This is a genomic window from Alteromonas sp. MmMcT2-2, assembly GCF_022348305.1.
Lineage (GTDB): Bacteria > Pseudomonadota > Gammaproteobacteria > Enterobacterales > Alteromonadaceae > Alteromonas > Alteromonas macleodii.
The window spans coordinates 1-17,336 of sequence record NZ_JAKRFA010000058.1 but is presented as its reverse complement, the minus strand read 5'-3'; the positions used below and the strand labels follow the sequence as shown (position 1 = coordinate 17,336).

The 17,336-nt window shown below is 43.3% G+C and carries 16 protein-coding genes and 2 pseudogenes; 14 read left to right on the top strand and 4 right to left on the bottom strand.

Features of this window, described 5'->3' with window-relative positions; genetic code table 11:
• The first annotated feature begins 102 nt into the window (after positions 1-102).
• Positions 103-630 carry a hypothetical protein gene (locus MHM99_RS19220; protein ID WP_231514307.1) on the top strand — a complete coding sequence of 176 codons (528 nt, stop codon included), beginning with the start codon at positions 103-105 and terminating at the stop codon, positions 628-630.
• 212 nt (positions 631-842) lie between these two features.
• On the opposite strand, the pseudogene MHM99_RS21415 reads toward MHM99_RS19220, so the two are convergent.
• Positions 843-1,199, bottom strand: a pseudogene (locus MHM99_RS21415) (transcriptional regulator); the annotation flags it as partial.
• 47 nt (positions 1,200-1,246) lie between these two features.
• Between MHM99_RS21415 and MHM99_RS19210 the strand changes: the two are divergent.
• The 7 genes from MHM99_RS19210 (at position 1,247) to MHM99_RS19185 (ending at position 7,741) form a co-directional block, all read left to right on the top strand.
• Positions 1,247-1,627 carry a hypothetical protein gene (locus tag MHM99_RS19210; RefSeq protein ID WP_049588657.1) on the top strand — a complete coding sequence of 127 codons (381 nt, stop codon included), beginning with the start codon at positions 1,247-1,249 and terminating at the stop codon, positions 1,625-1,627.
• A 149-nt stretch (positions 1,628-1,776) separates the two neighbouring features.
• Positions 1,777-2,628, top strand: a complete 852-nt coding sequence (locus MHM99_RS19205; RefSeq protein WP_239220324.1) for a DUF692 domain-containing protein — start codon at positions 1,777-1,779, stop codon at positions 2,626-2,628.
• The gene (locus MHM99_RS19200) at positions 2,625-3,389 is read left to right on the top strand and encodes a putative DNA-binding domain-containing protein (RefSeq protein WP_239220323.1); all 765 of its coding nucleotides are present in this window, start codon (positions 2,625-2,627) and stop codon (positions 3,387-3,389) included. Before MHM99_RS19205 ends, MHM99_RS19200 begins: the two co-directional genes overlap by 4 nt.
• A gap of 153 nt (positions 3,390-3,542) precedes the next feature.
• A complete protein-coding gene (locus MHM99_RS21305) occupies positions 3,543-3,665 on the top strand; it encodes a hypothetical protein (protein WP_256253717.1) in 123 nt (40 codons plus the stop codon).
• Between the two features lie 22 nt (positions 3,666-3,687).
• Entirely contained in the window at positions 3,688-4,224 is a 537-nt protein-coding gene (gene apt / locus MHM99_RS19195; protein ID WP_039222840.1) for an adenine phosphoribosyltransferase, read from the top strand.
• Positions 4,225-4,265: 41 nt separating this feature from the next.
• Positions 4,266-7,376, top strand: coding sequence for a DNA polymerase III subunit gamma/tau (dnaX, locus tag MHM99_RS19190; RefSeq protein WP_239220322.1), 3,111 nt, complete (start codon positions 4,266-4,268; stop codon positions 7,374-7,376).
• Positions 7,377-7,414: 38 nt separating this feature from the next.
• A complete protein-coding gene (locus MHM99_RS19185; protein WP_014950049.1) occupies positions 7,415-7,741 on the top strand; it encodes a YbaB/EbfC family nucleoid-associated protein in 327 nt (108 codons plus the stop codon).
• A gap of 136 nt (positions 7,742-7,877) precedes the next feature.
• Here the strand turns inward: MHM99_RS19185 and MHM99_RS19180 are convergent, their stop codons facing one another.
• A complete protein-coding gene (locus MHM99_RS19180; RefSeq protein WP_239220321.1) occupies positions 7,878-8,666 on the bottom strand; it encodes a ferredoxin--NADP reductase in 789 nt (262 codons plus the stop codon).
• 267 nt (positions 8,667-8,933) lie between these two features.
• Between MHM99_RS19180 and MHM99_RS19175 the strand changes: the two genes are divergently transcribed.
• The 6 genes from MHM99_RS19175 (at position 8,934) to MHM99_RS19150 (ending at position 15,109) form a co-directional block, all read left to right on the top strand.
• A complete protein-coding gene (locus tag MHM99_RS19175) occupies positions 8,934-9,626 on the top strand; it encodes a hypothetical protein (RefSeq protein WP_231514306.1) in 693 nt (230 codons plus the stop codon).
• A gap of 241 nt (positions 9,627-9,867) precedes the next feature.
• Positions 9,868-10,815, top strand: a complete 948-nt coding sequence (locus MHM99_RS19170; protein ID WP_014950046.1) for a hypothetical protein — start codon at positions 9,868-9,870, stop codon at positions 10,813-10,815.
• A 5-nt stretch (positions 10,816-10,820) separates the two neighbouring features.
• Positions 10,821-11,420, top strand: coding sequence for a recombination mediator RecR (gene recR / locus MHM99_RS19165; protein WP_014950045.1), 600 nt, complete (start codon positions 10,821-10,823; stop codon positions 11,418-11,420).
• A 240-nt stretch (positions 11,421-11,660) separates the two neighbouring features.
• A complete protein-coding gene (gene htpG, locus MHM99_RS19160) occupies positions 11,661-13,583 on the top strand; it encodes a molecular chaperone HtpG (RefSeq protein WP_039236292.1) in 1,923 nt (640 codons plus the stop codon).
• 338 nt (positions 13,584-13,921) lie between these two features.
• On the top strand, positions 13,922-14,566 hold the full coding sequence (gene adk / locus MHM99_RS19155; RefSeq protein WP_014950043.1) for an adenylate kinase: 645 nt from the start codon (positions 13,922-13,924) through the stop codon (positions 14,564-14,566).
• Between the two features lie 147 nt (positions 14,567-14,713).
• The gene (locus MHM99_RS19150; RefSeq protein ID WP_014976958.1) at positions 14,714-15,109 is read left to right on the top strand and encodes an MAPEG family protein; all 396 of its coding nucleotides are present in this window, start codon (positions 14,714-14,716) and stop codon (positions 15,107-15,109) included.
• Between the two features lie 66 nt (positions 15,110-15,175).
• On the opposite strand, the gene MHM99_RS21300 is transcribed toward MHM99_RS19150, so the two are convergent.
• Together MHM99_RS21300 and MHM99_RS19145 are read right to left on the bottom strand one after the other, a co-directional pair.
• Positions 15,176-15,298 (bottom strand): hypothetical protein, encoded by a 123-nt coding sequence (locus tag MHM99_RS21300; protein ID WP_275445607.1) that lies wholly within the window; start codon positions 15,296-15,298, stop codon positions 15,176-15,178.
• Between the two features lie 330 nt (positions 15,299-15,628).
• Positions 15,629-17,230 (bottom strand): annotated as a pseudogene (locus tag MHM99_RS19145) (TonB-dependent receptor); the annotation flags it as partial.
• Positions 17,231-17,336: the final 106 nt, after the last annotated feature.

The window sequence follows — 17,336 nt, the reverse complement described above, 5'->3', positions numbered from 1 at the left end:
GCGCTTGGAATACATTCATTGCGGATGTTGAACGAGTCAAAAATCTCTGTTGGAGAGAGTGGATAAAGTTGGTCAATTAATTAATGCAATTGGTATTATCACGTGTTAGTTGAATGCATGCCTCCGGCCCGTTTGTTTGAACGTGTGAAGACTGAGAAGGTCGATGTCACAATTAATGTCAGAGGTACTTCAGCGTTAGATCAGAACGCTACATTTATAGACGCTCCATTTGTTTACTTATCTATTGTACTTCTACATAACGGACAACTTGCGGATGATAAGTCAATTTCGGCAATTCGCGGCTATGACTATTTAGGTATTCGACAGGCACTTCAGCAAGAAGGTTTTGAATTTTTTGATATGCCGACAAGTAGCGACGCGATTCACCTTTTTGATGTTGGAAGAACGTCTTATCTAATTAGCTACAAACAACCCTACCAATTTTATACAGAGTCCTTAGGTAGTCGATTGGTTGAGGTAAGTATTTCAGACAAGTTGACCATACCTTCCTATTTTGCAGTTTCAAATCACAGCAGGTACAAAGATGAACTTGTTGATAGTTTGAATCTGGTTACTACACATATAAGTGACTCTACAATATTAGAATCCTATCGAAGTGCGAATAAATAACTCTTTCCTTACCAAGCTGCACAACTGTTGCCTATACGAATCGGGCGGCTCAGTGTCAGGCACTTCATACTTGTGTCAAATAAAAAGCTCACAGTTAATATGGGAGTGGCAGCGAATGAAAATCTTTGTTATGAGAACATAACTTCTCTGTTGCAAGCGGCTGATACGCTTTTATATAAAGCTAAATTTCGAGGTAGTGAACAAATATGTTTAGGCCAGCACTGAGCAACGATCTCGTCAGAGGATACTACTTCTCCTTTTTGCTGACACAACAGCAGCAGAACATCCATGGTTTTCGGCTCTATAGTCCTCTTAAGCTTGCCGAGAGATAGAGTATTGCTGGTTACATCGACTTGCCATTGACCTAGATAAAATTGTTGCTTCACCGCGTTTACCCTGTACTTTTTGTAGGTACTGTACTTAACTTTTCCTGTTAACTTATTGTAAAAGTATGCAGATACACTTTTGTTAATATAAAACCTTTTAATATCAATGTCATAAAAATTAATTGTAAAAAAATTAATTTTTGTGAAATATCCTTTAGGCCCACAGGGTCTTTTAAAGTACACGTGCTTACTGTACGTTAAACATGACTAATATTATTGAGGGTACATCAATGAAACAAATCAAAAAATCATCAGTAGCGACAGCGTTGGGTGCAGTTGTAATTGGCTCTTTGGCGTCAACTGTTGCAGTAGCAGATGTAAATCCATTTGGTATGCAAGCATTAGAATCTGGTTACAGCCAATTCGCTGCGGAAGGCAAGTGTGGCGAAGGTAAATGCGGCGGCGACAAAGCAGAGAAAGAAGGCAAGTGCGGCGAAGGTAAGTGTGGCGGCGACAAGAAAGCTGAAAAAGAAGGCAAGTGTGGCGAAGGTAAGTGCGGCGGAGACAAGAAAGCTGACAAAGAAGGCAAGTGCGGCGAAGGCAAATGTGGCGGCGACAAGAAAGCTGACAAAGAAGGCAAGTGCGGCGAAGGCAAATGCGGTAGCATGTAACCGCCATTCAAAAAACATCGTGTAGCTTGAAAAAGAATGATGAAGGCTACACGAGTTACGCTTAGCAAAAAATGGCTGTCGAATGATAGCCTTTTTTGTCTAGTAACGTACGTTACTATTGTGCAATCCCATGCAGTAAAGGGGAAGATATGAAAAACATCTGTGGCGCAGGTCTTGGGTTTCGTCGGGAAATGCTAAAAGCGCTTTTACCTACATTGCCATCTGAAGTCGATTTTTGGGAAGTAGCCCCTGAAAATTGGATCCCACTTGGTGGGAAGTACCAAGAACAATTTCAGCAAGCGTCTTCGCAAGCTCCCTTTACAACTCATGGTTTATCTTTGTCTATCGGAAGTATTGACAAACTAGATGTCGAGTTTGTAAAAACCGTTAAGCGATTTTTAGACGCAAACAATATTGCATTGTATAGTGAGCACTTAAGCTTTTGTTCTGGCAACGGTCATATGTACGATCTGATGCCAATTCCTTTTACTGAAGACGCGATTAAGCACGTAGTATCTCGAATTATTCAAGTTCAAGATATCATCGAACGACCGCTGGTCTTAGAAAATGTCTCTTATTACATAGCGCCAGGCCAAGAGATGGATGAACTTGAATTTACCAAGAGCATACTAAATGAATCGGGTTGCAAAATGCTTCTCGACGTAAACAATGTTTACGTGAACAGTATCAACCATAAATACGATGCGAAAGCGTTCATTAACGGCTTGCCCTCAGACAAAATTGTGTATGGCCATATTGCTGGTCATTATGATGAAGCAGAGGATTTGAAAGTTGATACTCACGGGGCTGATGTCATTGAGCCAGTTTGGGCGCTGTTGGAGCATGCTTACCTTACTCACGGCGTATTTCCAACTTTGCTAGAGCGTGATTTTAATATTCCTCCTTTAAGCGAATTATTAGCGGAAGTGAAGAAAATTAAGCAAATTCAAGCAAAATGCGAAGCCGTTCAAGCATCAAACGTTAAAGGAAGTGTCGCGTGACTCAGTCATTTCAAACCACTCAAAAAACGTTCGTTGATGCGATCAAAGACCCACAGACATTTTGTGATACCGACGCTGACCACATTCGTCGTATGAAAATTTATCAATCCCTGTTTTTTAACAACATCGATAATTTCGTCAGTACCGGTTTTCCAGTTTTAAAATCTATTGTAGTAAAACAGTATGGGGAAAAAGGATGGGAGAGTATTGTGCGTCAGTTTTTTATTGAGCACGAATGCCGCTCTCCTTATTTTGCTGAAATAAGTAAAGAGTTCGTTGAGTACCTTTCAACAGAGCCAACCTTCGATATTACTCTGCCCGACTTTGCTGCGGAGCTTGCTCACTATGAGTGGCTTGAGCTTGACGTTAGTATCAGAAAAAATGAAGATCATGTTGAGTTCTATCAAGAAGGAGAAAATTTTACCGCAATTAGGGTGTCACCGTACGCATCTTTGGCAGCGTATCAATTTGAGGTTCACCTAATAGGCGAGGACTACATTCCCGAACAACCTGCACAAGAACAGCAGTTCTACGTTGTTTACAGAGACCGTGAGTTTGACGTTCAATTTACTCATGTTAATCCGGTGACGGCTATTTTAGTCAACACGCTGGAACAAAATGAACTGGGAATGGAAATAGAACAAATAGCTGAGTCGTTGTGCCAACAACTTCCCCAAATTCCTTCAAACGTGCTTATAAATGGTATGAACCAGACCCTCACTGACATGTTACAAAAAGGAATACTGCTTCCAGTATCCTAAGTAACCCTTACTATTTACCTGCTTTATATTAAACTTTCGCCAGGATCTGGTCTGAAAGTGAGCGATCGATCATATTAGCGCTGTCAATCGGGCTTGCTTTCGATTAACATTTAGCACCATTTTTTTGTTCACAAAATTGTTTAGGTAGTGCAAATGGCTGACAATTCAGATTTCAAAGAAGTCTATAACAAGTGGTACTTTCTAGCATCGCTAGTAACTCTAATCGCGTTCCCGTTGATGCATATCATCGCCGGCTGGTTCACCTTCTGGTTATAACGCAGACATTCAAGGCATAATTGTGACTGCAGAATATATTAAATCAGTAGTGAAAACCGTACCTGACTATCCAAAGCCAGGTATTTTATTTAGAGATGTGACCAGCGTTTTAGAAGATCACAAAGCATTTAGTAGCTGTATCTCGTTACTTGTAGAAAAGTATCAAGGTATGGGATTTACCAAGATAGCAGGTACTGAAGCACGCGGGTTCCTTTTTGGTGCGCCATTGGCCATCGAAATGGGCATTGGTTTTGTTCCAGTGAGAAAACCCAACAAACTTCCTCGTGAAGTAGTTAGCGAGAGCTACGAGCTTGAATATGGCATGGATACATTGGAGATCCATAAAGATGCCATTGAGCCAGGTGATAAAGTCCTTCTTATTGACGATTTACTTGCAACAGGTGGAACGATAGCCGCTTCTGCGAAACTAATCCGTTCATTAGGCGGTGAAGTAAACCATGCAGGTTTTGTTATTAACTTACCGGACCTAGGTGGCGAAACGAAATTGAGTACGCTTGATATAGAAAGCTACTCTATTTGTGAGTTTGAAGGCGAATAATCGCTATAAAGCATAACTAGCAAAAGGCGAAATACGTAATAATGAGTTATCAGGTACTAGCAAGGAAGTGGCGACCGGGCAAGTTCAGTGAACTTGTGGGTCAGGAACATGTTGTCTCTGCCATTTCAAATGCTTTGGATAACGATCGTCTACACCACGCTTATCTGTTTACAGGTACGCGAGGCGTAGGTAAAACTACCATTGCACGTATTTTTTCGAAAAGCCTTAACTGCGAAGAAGGACAAGGGGCTAACCCTTGCGGTCAATGTAACACCTGTAAAGAGATAGAGCAGGGGAACTACGTTGATTTGTTAGAGATTGACGCTGCATCAAGAACCAAAGTTGAGGATACTCGCGAGCTTCTTGATAACGTGCAATACAAACCCACTCGCGGGCGTTACAAAGTGTACCTTATCGATGAGGTACACATGCTTTCAAAACACAGCTTTAATGCGCTGTTAAAAACGCTGGAAGAGCCACCTCCACACGTTAAGTTCTTACTGGCGACCACCGATCCTCAAAAGCTTCCGATAACCATCTTATCCCGTTGCTTGCAGTTTAACTTGAAAGCCATGTCTCGGGAGCAGATTGTTGGACAGCTGCAGCATATTTTAGAGCATGAACAGCTGCCTTTCGAGCCACAAGCGCTAGCGCTTTTGGCAAGAGCCGCCCAAGGCAGTATGCGAGATGCGCTAAGTTTAACTGACCAAGCGATTGCACAGGGTGGAAATCAAGTGCTGGCATCGGTGGTAACCGATATGCTGGGGCTGATGGACAAGAACCAGTTACTTAAAGTGATTCATGCGGTAGTAAGTAAAAGTCCTGCTGATGTATTACAGTTAGTTAATGACATCGCAGAGCAAGCCCCCGATTATGACAACGTACACAGCGAATTGGCTAGCCTGCTGCACCAAATAGCGTTAACGCAATGGGTGCCTGAAGCATGTAAGCTAGAAACCACATCGGCTAAAGCGATATTTCAATTAGCGAAAACTATCCCTGCTGAGCAAGTACAGCTGCTTTATCAGATTGCACTGCAAGGAAGAAAAGACTTACCGTTTGCTGCTGATGGAAAAAGTGCGTTTGAAATGACATTGATGCGAATGATGTCGTTTGCACCAAACACCCCCATCGACGACACTTCAAGTGAGATTGAAAACGGGAGGAGTGAGCATAGTTTACCTGTAGATCATGCTTCTTCCAGTGGTGGCCCGGGAAACGTCGGTAAGCAGGAGGAAGCGCCGTTAAGCGAAACTTCTGCAACCAATGTGCAGGAGGAGACGCCTTCACATCTATCGGTTGAATCTACCTCTGAACAGTCGTTAGAAAGTGCGCCATCTACCCCAGACTCACTTGCTACATCAATAATCGAAAAAGAGCAGCAAGAACAATCGACGTCTCCATTTGAATCACAGCAAGAGCAGAAACACGCAGCCGCTGATGAAAGCGAGTTGAGAGGAAGTGATACTCTGTCGGCGCTACCTCATGCAGAGTCAGGTGCAACGACAACTCAAACAACAGCACTTGAGCGTGATGCTTCACATGATCATGAATCCATAAAGCCAGCTCCAACTTCGTCTATTGAAGAACTACCCGTAGAAAACACCGCGTTACAAGCGGTACAAACAGAAAGCGTTGCTGCAGAGCTTGAACCAACGCCAAGTGAAGTCAGTGCGCCCCATAACGAAGCCGCGCAGCATTTCGATGGTCCTCCGTTAGATGCGTACATGGACAATATGCCACCTCCGTCAGAAGATGATGGTTCCTTAGGTTTTGACGGTTTTCAAACCGCTGAAGGTTTTCATAACGCTGAGGGCTCTCAGAACGCTGAAGGTTTTCATAACGCTGAGGGCTCTCATAACGCCAAAGGCTCTGATAAAAACAGCGAGTCGTTGGCGCACGAAAATGAAGTGTCCTCATTAACCGCCGAAGAGCAGCTGACATCTACGGCTGATATGTTGGCACTTCGTCAAAAGTTAAAGCAAAGAAAAGCACAAGACGCAGAAGCAAAAAGTACCAGCGCAGCAAATGCTAAGACCGAAAGTGCAAGTGATATTCAAGCGCGCTTTACCAGAAGCAAAGCCGAGGCTTTGAGTACTGCACAAACTGCACATGGAGTTAACAAGGGTAACGATAACAATTCAGGGCAGCCTAGCGCTGATAACGAAATCAAGAGGGGGGATTTAAACCCCGTTGGGCATGAAGACAGCCGTGAGCTGCAAGATCATAGCCCTAAGCCTCTAAATAATAGCCCAGAGCTTAGAGAGAACAGCCCGGAGCGTATAGATAGCGGTTCAGAACATAAAGATAATAGTGTTGCGCGCGATGACACTCCTCAACAAGAAAGTACTAATTCAGGCTCGTCTTTAGGTAATACTCATGCGCATTCTTCTGACGCTATGCATACTAGCGAGTCAGAAAAGAATCATTCTAGCTCAAACCACACGAGCGATTTCTCGCTTGATGAATTTGAAGATGATATGCCTTTTTCAAATGACGAATCTGAGGCGCAATCAAACTCGGAAACACCGGTTGAAGATATGCCGCCTTGGGCTACTGATTACGATAATCAACCACCTCAACACGTTGAAGGTGCTGATTATGTTGAAGCGCCCTCTGATAGCAGTTCGAATTACGACAGTGCCCCTGAGCAGATGGAAAGTGCGGGAGATCGGTCTTTCGCGCGGGATGCTCTAAATTTTGATACGCCGCTGAGCAGTACCTATAACGGGCAGTTAAAAGCGTACTTAAATGACGGAAGCAAATTAACTCACGCTAGCCAAATTGACGAATGGAGCAATCTAGTTGAGCAAATGCCGGTTGCTGGTCTACTCAAACAATTGGTGCTGCACGCATCATTTTCTCGAGCGGGCAATCAAGTGTCCCTTGAAATTGACCATAGTCAGACGCATTTATTAAATGATAGTGCGAAAAAGCAATTGGTTGATGCAATCCATCATGGGTTGGGTGAAAACGTTGAAGTAAATATCACGTTAGGTGAACCAGCATCTACACCTTTTGCGTTACAACAAGAGATTCATGTCATGCGCCATGCGCATGCACACTCGGTGATTAAAACCGATGATACAATTCAAGCATTGCTATCGACTTTCGATGCGTCAGTGCTAACCGATTCGGTTAAAGCGCGATAGCAGAATTATTAACACCAAAACGAAGCGAGACAAAAATTATGTTTAAAGGTGGAATGGGCAATATCATGAAGCAGGCGCAGCAAATGCAAGAGCGCATGCAAAAAGCACAAGACGACCTAGCCAAAATTGAAGTAACAGGTGAAGCGGGTGCAGGCATGGTTAAAGTAACCATGACGTGCAACCACAACGTGCGTCGTGTAGACATTGATGAGTCATTGATGGACGACGACAAAGATATGGTTGAAGATTTGGTTGCTGCAGCATTTAACGACGCGGTACGTCGAGTTCAAGAAACTAGCAAAGAGAAGATGGGTGATGTAACTGGCGGAATGCCATTACCTCCTGGCTTCAAAATGCCGTTTTAAATAATTATGTAAAGCTAGAAGCGATACAGCTTGCAAGTATTTTGCGAGTGAAATCATAGAAAGTCGCCGGCAACACGCCGGCGATTTTTATTGAAAACTTAAAATGTTGCCGATGGTCAGGCAAATGCGTTGCGCATTACTTTTCTATAAATGCTTGTTCAATTACATAATGCCCCTGACGACGCGAGTTAGCTTTCGAGAAGCCCTTGTCGTCTAGCATAGACATAAGGTATTGTAGCATGTTGTCGTTGCCACATAGCATGAATCTGTCATTTTCAGTGTCTAATTCAGGCATACCTATATCATCCATCAACTTTCCGCTTTCAATTAGCTTCGTTATCCGTCCTTCGTGAGCGATACCGTTTTTCTCATAACTTTCTCTCGTGACAGTAGGATAGTAAATGAGTTTCTCACGCACTTCGTCACCGAAATAAGGGTTGTTAGGAAGTTGGTGCTCAATTTCGTCTTGATAGGCAAGTTCAGAGCGCCACCGCGTTCCGTGAACTAATATAATTTTTTCAAAGCTTTCATAAATGAAAGGATCTCTGATAATACTCATAAATGGTGCTAGACCTGTACCAGTGCTGAGCAAATAAAGATGTTTTCCGGGTAACAAGAAACCAGGCACGAGCGTACCTGTAGGCCTAACATTAATCATTACCTGGTCACCAGGTTCTATATTTTGAAGGCGAGAAGTAAGCGCACCATCTGGCACCTTAATACTAAAAAATTCCAATTCCTCATCATAATTTGGGCTTGCGATGCTGTAGGCCCTCATCAGTGGCCTACCATCTACTTCAAGACCAATCATAACGAATTGACCACTTTCAAAACGAAAAGATGATTCTCTCGTTGTTTTGAAACTAAACAGAGTGTCATTCCAATGGTGAACTTGGGTTACGGTTGCGTTTATAAGATTTCGCATTCGTTTTCCTACTTACTTAGTCATCAAGCCATGCTGCCATTCTCGCACACTTTACAATATGATAATAGTTATCATTAACGTTTGTGGTGTCGGTATACGCACGTAAAATCTAACGTGCTATCAGTTTTAAATAAGTATTTTTAGCAATAGTTCAACCAGGCCTTTCTTCCGTAACATTAAAACACTGTCACATTCAGTCATTTAGCTTGCGCATAGCAAAGGAACACAAATAATAGAATGTGGCAGTTCGAAATGAGGGAGGACGCTGTGTTAGCAAAAATGTTAAAACGCTTTCAGGCCCAACGCGATTGTGCCGTCGAAAACCCGTCTATCAATAATACCGCTGTATCCCTTTGGAAGGACACAGGCCAAGTCTACTATCTAGAGAACACGCTGAAGGTTACTTATCAGTCCAACACGGGAAAGATAACAATTGAAAAGCTCTCAATGACGTCTTTACCTCAAGTTCTTGCTGAGCTTCAAGCATTGGATACCGTCTCAACGCTAGCGCGAAAGGAAACTGCTAATCAGGTGGATGCATTTAGTGTTAGTGTGTGTGGTGTAACTTGGCAAACCGCAGACAATGGTCAGAGCGTCCGTATTAAAGCGCTTCCAGAAGCTGCTACTCTGCGCAGCCCTACTGCCTGCTTCACAAAGTCTCAAGCAATTTTCAAACACGCCTTTATGCTTGAACATGATGACTTACTCACACCTGCATCATTGAGTAAGCCCGGGATCTTTACATACAATCGGATATCGTTAAATGATTTCATTAGTCAGTTAGCGCTGGCTAACGAAAAGTTAGCAAATGGGCAAAAAGCTACAGTGAGCGTTGGTCACCAAAATTTTGAAACTGCATTTACTGACCATGAGCAGTCAATCATTGAAAAATTCATAAAGCACGATGAAACCGTATTCAATAAAGATGGACGTCAACGTCTACTTACTGATAAAGGTTAGGCTTGTTTTCAGCATGATACGTTGATAATTATGGGCTGATACACAGCTTACAAATATTGAGCGCATGCCCAACTCATCGACATTAACTGTAAAATCTCATTTAACCGTTGTTCCGTAGAAAAAGTGTCCCAAATAGTTGAATGATCGTTGTATCATTGCGTTTTTTATCTTTCAGAAAACTCAACGTGTTCAGTCAACCGCTAATCGCGAAAGTTAACTCGTTAAAATAGAGGTTTTAGTAGTGCTAAGGAAAGGCTTAGTTATCACCACGGTTATTTTACTACCCATCGCAACTGTGTTGTTTTTTATGAGTATTCACGACCTGTTTAAAATGAAAACAGTAACGGTCGACCCGAAGCTTAAGGAAATTTCAGGTATAGAATACGATAAATACAAAAGGCTTTGGGCCATTAACGACAGTGGCGATGGACCCATCCTTTATATGCTCAATAAAGATGGAACTATTGAGAGGGAAGTTACAGTTACAAATGCCAAAAACGTCGACTGGGAAGACATGACACAAAACAGTTTCGGTCATTTCTTTTTGGGAGACTTCGGCAACAATGACAACAAGCGACGCTGGTTAACGATTTATAAAATTGAAAACCCCATTGACATAAAAACCGATACCACAGAAGCAGAAATCATTAAGTTTACTTACCCGGAAATGGGAAAAGGAAAAGTAAAACCGAAAGACAAGAACTACGATTTGGAAGCGTTTGTAGAGTACAAGCGTAACCTCTACCTGTTTACAAAAAATAGAACAAAACCCTTCGATGGCATCACCAAGTTGTATAAGGTGGGGGATCATGCCGCTAACTTTGACGCACAGCTCATCGGCGAATTTAAAACCTGTACCACCCTTGAAAAGTTATGCTGGATCACATCGGCTGCAATAAGCCCTGATAGGACTAAACTGGTGCTGTTAGATTCAACAAGCCTGTGGTTATTTGAAAATTTTGAAGGCGATAACTTCTTCAGTGGCGATGTGTCGCGTATTGATTTAGGCGTAGTCACACAAAAAGAGGCAGTGACGTTTTATGACGACAACACGCTGGTTTTCACCGATGAAGAGTACAAGGGGTTATTTGGGGGCAACATTTATGAAGTTAAGCTCGACCAAGCAAAGCGGAACGTGATTAAATACCGCGAAAGCTCGAATCAAAAAGAAAAAGCACCAAAGCAGTAAATACTATGAAGTTCAGTCCGCTACTCTCAGAATTAATTCAGGCACTAACGTGTCTTCCCGGCGTTGGCAACAAGAGCGCTCAGCGTATGGCATTCCACCTATTAGAGCGTAATCGCACTGGGGCAATTGATTTAAGCAACGTATTACACAATGCCATGGAGCATATTCATCATTGTAAGCGCTGCAGAACATTTACTGAAGACGAGCTATGTGACATTTGTCGTCACCCTGAAAGAGAAGCAAGTGGCTTGTTATGCATTGTTGAAAGCCCACAAGACGTACTAGCAATCGAACAAACCTTAAGTTACAAGGGGCAGTATTTTGTGCTTATGGGTCATTTGTCTCCTATTGACGGCGTTGGGCCAGAAGAAATTGGTCTTACTGAGCTTGAGGCTCGTCTTGCCGCAGGTGGGATAAATGAAGTTATCCTCGCCACAAACCCGACTGTAGAGGGGGAGGCCACGGCACATTATATCGCTCAACTTTGTGCAAGCCATAACGTTGATGCGTCTCGAATTGCCCACGGCGTGCCGGTTGGGGGAGAGCTCGAGTATATTGATGGTAATACTCTCACCCACGCATTTTCGGGTCGCCGCAAACTATAGTACTGTAAATTGGGGTATACCCATTCTTAGTAATTAAAACACTCAACGTGGGTCCGCATCTGGCGGGCCTACGTCACGTTCTCTCTTATCGCTCGCCCACAAAATACTCAACATCAAACTTTATTGAAGATAAATCTCCTTATAAAAAATAAATTTTCGTTCTAAACGTTGAAAAGTGCGTTGAGCGACCTTACCTGTTTAACATCAAACGTGATCCATTCAACGAGGAGATATTGGATTATGGCTGAAGCAGCCCAAAAAGAAACCCACGGTTTTCAAACAGAAGTAAAACAGCTTCTTCATCTGATGATTCACTCTTTGTATTCAAACAAAGAAATTTTTCTACGTGAGTTAGTGTCAAACGCGGCAGATGCTGCGGATAAGTTACGCTTTCGTGCGCTAGAAAATGACAGTCTTTACGAAAACGATGGCGAGTTAAACGTAAAGCTTAGCGTCGATAAAGAAGCAAATACCGTCACCATTACCGATAACGGTATTGGTATGACTCGCGATGAAGTCATTGCGAACTTGGGTACAATTGCTAAGTCAGGCACTAAAGACTTCTTTAGCAAACTTTCTGGCGATAGCGCTAAAGACTCACAACTCATTGGCCAGTTCGGTGTTGGCTTTTACTCTGCGTTCATCGTAGCTGACAAAGTAACAGTGCGAACTCGTGCTGCTGGTGCAGATGCATCGCAAGGTGTTGAGTGGATTTCAGACGGTGAAGGTGAATTCACGATTGCCGAAATCAACAAGCCTACACGCGGCACCGAGATTACGCTTCACCTACGCGAAGACGAAAAAGAATTTGCTGATGCATGGCGTTTACGCTCTATCGTAAGTAAGTATTCTGATCACATCAGTATTCCTGTGCAGATGTGGAAAGATGAAGTGCCTGAAAGTGAAGGCCCTGATGGCGAAAAAATTGAAGGCCAGCCTGGTGAATGGGAAGTTGTAAACAAAGCCACCGCGCTTTGGACTCGTGAAAAGTCTGAGATTACTGATGACGAGTATAACGAATTCTACAAGCATATCTCTCATGACTTTGCTGATCCGCTTGCATGGGCGCATAACAAAGTAGAGGGTAAAACAGAGTATACAAGTTTATTGTATATCCCTTCTAAAGCGCCATTTGATATGTGGAATCGCGACCAAAGTCATGGTCTTAAGCTTTACGTTCAACGCGTTTTCATTATGGACGACGCCGAACAGTTCATGCCTACTTATCTACGTTTTGTTAAAGGTTTGCTAGACAGCAATGATCTTCCGCTTAACGTGTCTCGTGAAATTCTACAGGACAATAAGATAACGCAAGCGCTACGCCAAGGTTGTACTAAGCGCGTATTACAGATGCTTGAAAAAATGGCGAAGAACGACAATGAAAAATATCAGTCGTTCTGGAATGAATTCGGCAATGTGTTAAAAGAAGGGCCGGCTGAAGATTTCAGTAACCGCGAGAAAATTGCTGGCTTGTTACGCTTCTCTTCTACACACGGTGAGTCTGATGCACAAACCGTATCATTAGCTGACTATATTGAGCGAATGAAAGAAGGTCAGGATAAGATTTATTATGTGACAGCAGATAGCTTGCAAGCTGCCAAGTCTAGTCCTCACCTTGAGATTTTCCGCAAAAAAGGAATTGAAGTGCTATTGATGGGCGAACGCATTGACGAATGGTTAATGTCTCACCTTACTGAGTTTAACGAGAAGCAGTTTGTCTCAATTGCGAAAGGAAACTTAGATTTAGGCGACTTAGAAGACGAAGAGTCTAAGAAGGCGCAAGAAGAAGCAGAAAAGCAAGTTGAAGGTGTTCTTGAGCGAGCTAAAACTGCACTTGGCGATAAGGTTGTAGACGTTAAATTTACCCATCGCTTAACAGATTCACCTGCGGTCATCGTAGCAGATGACAATGGCATGACTACGCAAATGATGAAGCTTATGCAGGCAGCAGGGCAGACCGTGCCAGACGTGAAGTATCACTTTGAACTTAACCCTGAGCATAGCTTGGTGAAGCTGCTGGCGGATACCCAAGATGAAGAGCTGTTTAATCAGTGGGTAGGCGTATTGTTTGATCAAGCTGCACTGTCAGAACAGGGGAGCTTGAAAGACCCATCTAGTTTTGTACAGAACTTGAACACACTGCTAATGAAGTTAGCTAAATAAAGCAATAAACCATTAGGTTTACATTTAAAAACGGGCGTAATGCCCGTTTTTTTATTTCTACGACTAACAAAAGTAAGTTTAGCCATTTTATTGTGCTATATTTTGGCGGTCTAAAATTTCAAGTTAATCATATTAAGAGTTAGCTTATTCATCTTAAATAAGATGAGTTACTGAATGGGTGTAGGCGCAAATTTACAAAAGTGCCTATAAGCTGAACATATATTCGCCATTAGTCTTAAGATTAACTTTACGGTACTGCTTACACTTGTCACCCCAGTGTTGAATGTGTAAAGTGCCCGAAGTAAAAAGTTTAAAAATCATAAGCGGAGAACGCACTCATGCGAATCATTCTTCTCGGCGCTCCTGGCGCGGGTAAGGGCACACAAGCTCAGTTTTTAATGGGCAAATATGGCATTCCACAAATTTCAACGGGCGACATGCTTCGTGCTGCAATTAAAGCAGGTACAGAGCTAGGCCTTGAAGCAAAGCGTGTAATGGATGAAGGCAAACTAGTATCTGATGAGATTATCATTGGCCTAGTAAAAGAGCGTATTGCACAAGATGACTGTAAAGACGGTTTCTTGTTAGACGGTTTCCCTCGCACTATTCCTCAGGCTGACGCAATGAAAGAAGCAGGTGTCACTGTTGATCATTGCATCGAGTTTGACGTTCCTGATGATGTAATCGTAGAACGTATGGGTGGTCGTCGTGTACACCCTGCATCAGGTCGCGTTTACCACGTTGTTTACAACCCGCCAAAGGTGGAAGGTAAAGACAATGAAACAGGCGATGACCTTATCGTTCGTGATGACGATAAAGAAGAAACAGTGCGCAAGCGTCTTGCGATTTATCATGAGCAAACAAAGCCGCTTGTGAACTACTACAGCGCTGAAGCGGAAGCTGGAAACTGTGAGTACCACAAGCTTGACGGTACGCGCCCAGTTGAAGAAGTGAGTGCTGAACTTGCTGAACGTTTAGGTTAATTGCCAACAACGTCAACAAAAGGTCGCTTAGGCGGCCTTTTTTGTTGCTTGTAACTTATTAGCGGATAACGTTTAATGACAACCATGAATGTTGAATTAAGCGCTGATTAATACAGCGCGATATAACTAGAACATGTGGAGTACACCATGGTTTTGCCAATCACGGCGTTTTACGCCAGCTTACTGGGTATTTGCTACCTGTATTTGTCGTTTTTAGTCATTGGCGCCAGACGTCGCCACCAAGTGGGAATTGGCGATGGTGGTCACGAAGACCTGAGTCGTTTGACAAGAGCACATGGCAACTTTAGCGAGTACGTACCCATCACCCTTATTATGATAGCGTGTTTTGAAGCCAATACTGGCCAAGTGTGGGCTGTTCACGCATTGGGGAGCGCACTGTTATTTGGCCGTGTATTACATGCCTATGGCTTAGGTCGCCACTCAGGCGTTAGCTGGCAGCGCTTCGCGGGCATGATCCTGACTTTCCTTGCTATGCTGTGTGCAGCAATAGGTAATTTGGTGCTCATTCATTTCGGATTGTAAGCGTAGCAAAAGAAGTAAATACATATAGAAAAAATGGCATTAAGCTTAGCTGGCATTTTTTTTACCTCATTTCCAATCAGGTTGAGCTAATTCAGGCATTGAGAACAGGTTCGCTGTGTGTACTGCAAAGGTATAGTCTCTGCACAGAGGAATAACCGCAACGAATCGACTTGACGGAACTTTTGCCACCTAAGCGTTTTGTCCTGTTTGGCCGTTTAACCAATTCGGTTGGAGTCTAAATGCTAAAGATTCTTATAATTTTGGTATTTCTAGTTTTTTACACCTACTTACTGAAGCGTAGGTTTAAAGTGAAGATGATGGAGGCATGGCGCGCCGAAAAGGTGGGGTCTGAGGTTAAGGTCTATGTGATGATTGTATTGCCTGTGATTCTCGCATGGCTCACTACGGTGCTCTTTGAATATCTTTTTTTCTAAACACACGTTAATACATGAATGAAAAAAAGCGCTCAAGGCATGCCATTGTTAAGCAATGCCGTTGAGCGCTTTTCGTCTTATAGGCTTAGAAGCGGTAAGTTAGTTTAGAGTATACGAAGCGGCCACGCGGGTTGTGCACGCCGCCTACATAGCCGTATAAGTCGCCATCACCATCACCAATAGCAAACGGAGGCTCTTCGTCAAGCAGGTTGTTTGAACCAATTACAAGGCGAAGGTTATCGCTGTAGTTGTAACCAAACTGCAAGTCCACCAACATTTGAGAATCAACTGTTCTCGAGGTATTTTCTTCAAAGTCTAACACACCGTCGAAATCAATGTCAGGCGTGTCTTCAAACTCACCAACAAAGCTAATGTTCAAGTTGGCATCGAACGCACCTTTAGACCAGGTTGTGCCGAATAACCAACGGTGTTCTGGATAGCCATATTCGCCAGTGTACTCAAGACCGTCTTTTTCGAACTCGTTCATGTAAGACCAATCAAGGTTAAAGCGTACGTTACCGAACTCTTGCAACTCCATGCGGTAGTTAGCGCTGAAATCAACACCAGACGCTTCTTGAGATGATACGTTTTGGTAGGTGTTGAAAATCTTTTGAATTACACCTAATGACTCGCCTGGCTGCGGATCTAAGCGAACACAGATTGTGCTGTCTTGGTTATTACATTCCGCGTCGTAAACTAAACCGAATTGCTGCTCATCAATTTTGTTATCCTGCGTAATACTCCATACATCAATGCTCAGGCCTAATTCTTGAATAGGTGCGTAGATAACTCCTACGTTCCAAGATTCTGACTCTTCTGCATCCAAGTTAGGGTTACCCGCAAACTCGATATTGTAATCCAACGATTCACAATCTTGACCTGTTGCATCACAGCGATATTTGTCTACGAAGAAAACACTTTTCTGTGATGGGCCAAGGCCAACTTGTGCAAGAGACGGTGCTCTAAAGCCCTGAGCCCATGAACCGCGCACGGTTACTTCATCACTTGGCGCCCAACGTAATGCTATTTTAGGGTTAGTTGTACTACCAAAGTCACTGTAATGGTCGTAGCGGCCAGCTAGTTGAAGCTCAAGCTGTTCAGCTAAAGGTATAGATAGCTCTAAGTATGCAGCATACTGGTCGCGTTCAGCAGAGGCAGAAACCGATTCTGTACCGAAGATTAATCCGCGCTGGAACTGAACATCAGGAACGTCAGATACTTGCTCTTCGCGATATTCAACACCTGCTGCCATCATGACAACATCGTCGCCGAAGCTGAATGCTTCACCGGTAATGTGAGCGTCAACGCTGGTCATTCGAGATTCACCACGGCGCACAAGGCTAGTAGTAATATCATCAATTACACTTTGTGGGTTAGTAACGCCACCAAACGGGTTGTAATTACCAAGGTTAATTTGTTCCTGAAGCCAGTCAACGCGAACCCACCCTTGTGACTGATCACCACTTTGTTCTGAACGGCTGCGGCCTTTTTGTACAGATGCTTCCCAATCGTAATCATTGAACGTGCCACGAAGGCCTGCGACTAAACGAAGGGTGTCAGATTCGATATCCCAGCGACGGGCACCTGCATCAACAGGGCGGTAGCGACCAATTTCAATGTCTTGTCCAAACGGGTTATCAGGATGCGTACCCGGAACGGTTAAACCAGCATCTTCATCAAGAGGTGTTGCTGCACTGCATATTCCGGCCGGATCTGAACAGCGATTCCGGAAATACTTGAACACTCATTCTGGAATTATTTGAACACTGATTCCGGATTTATTTAGTACAGTT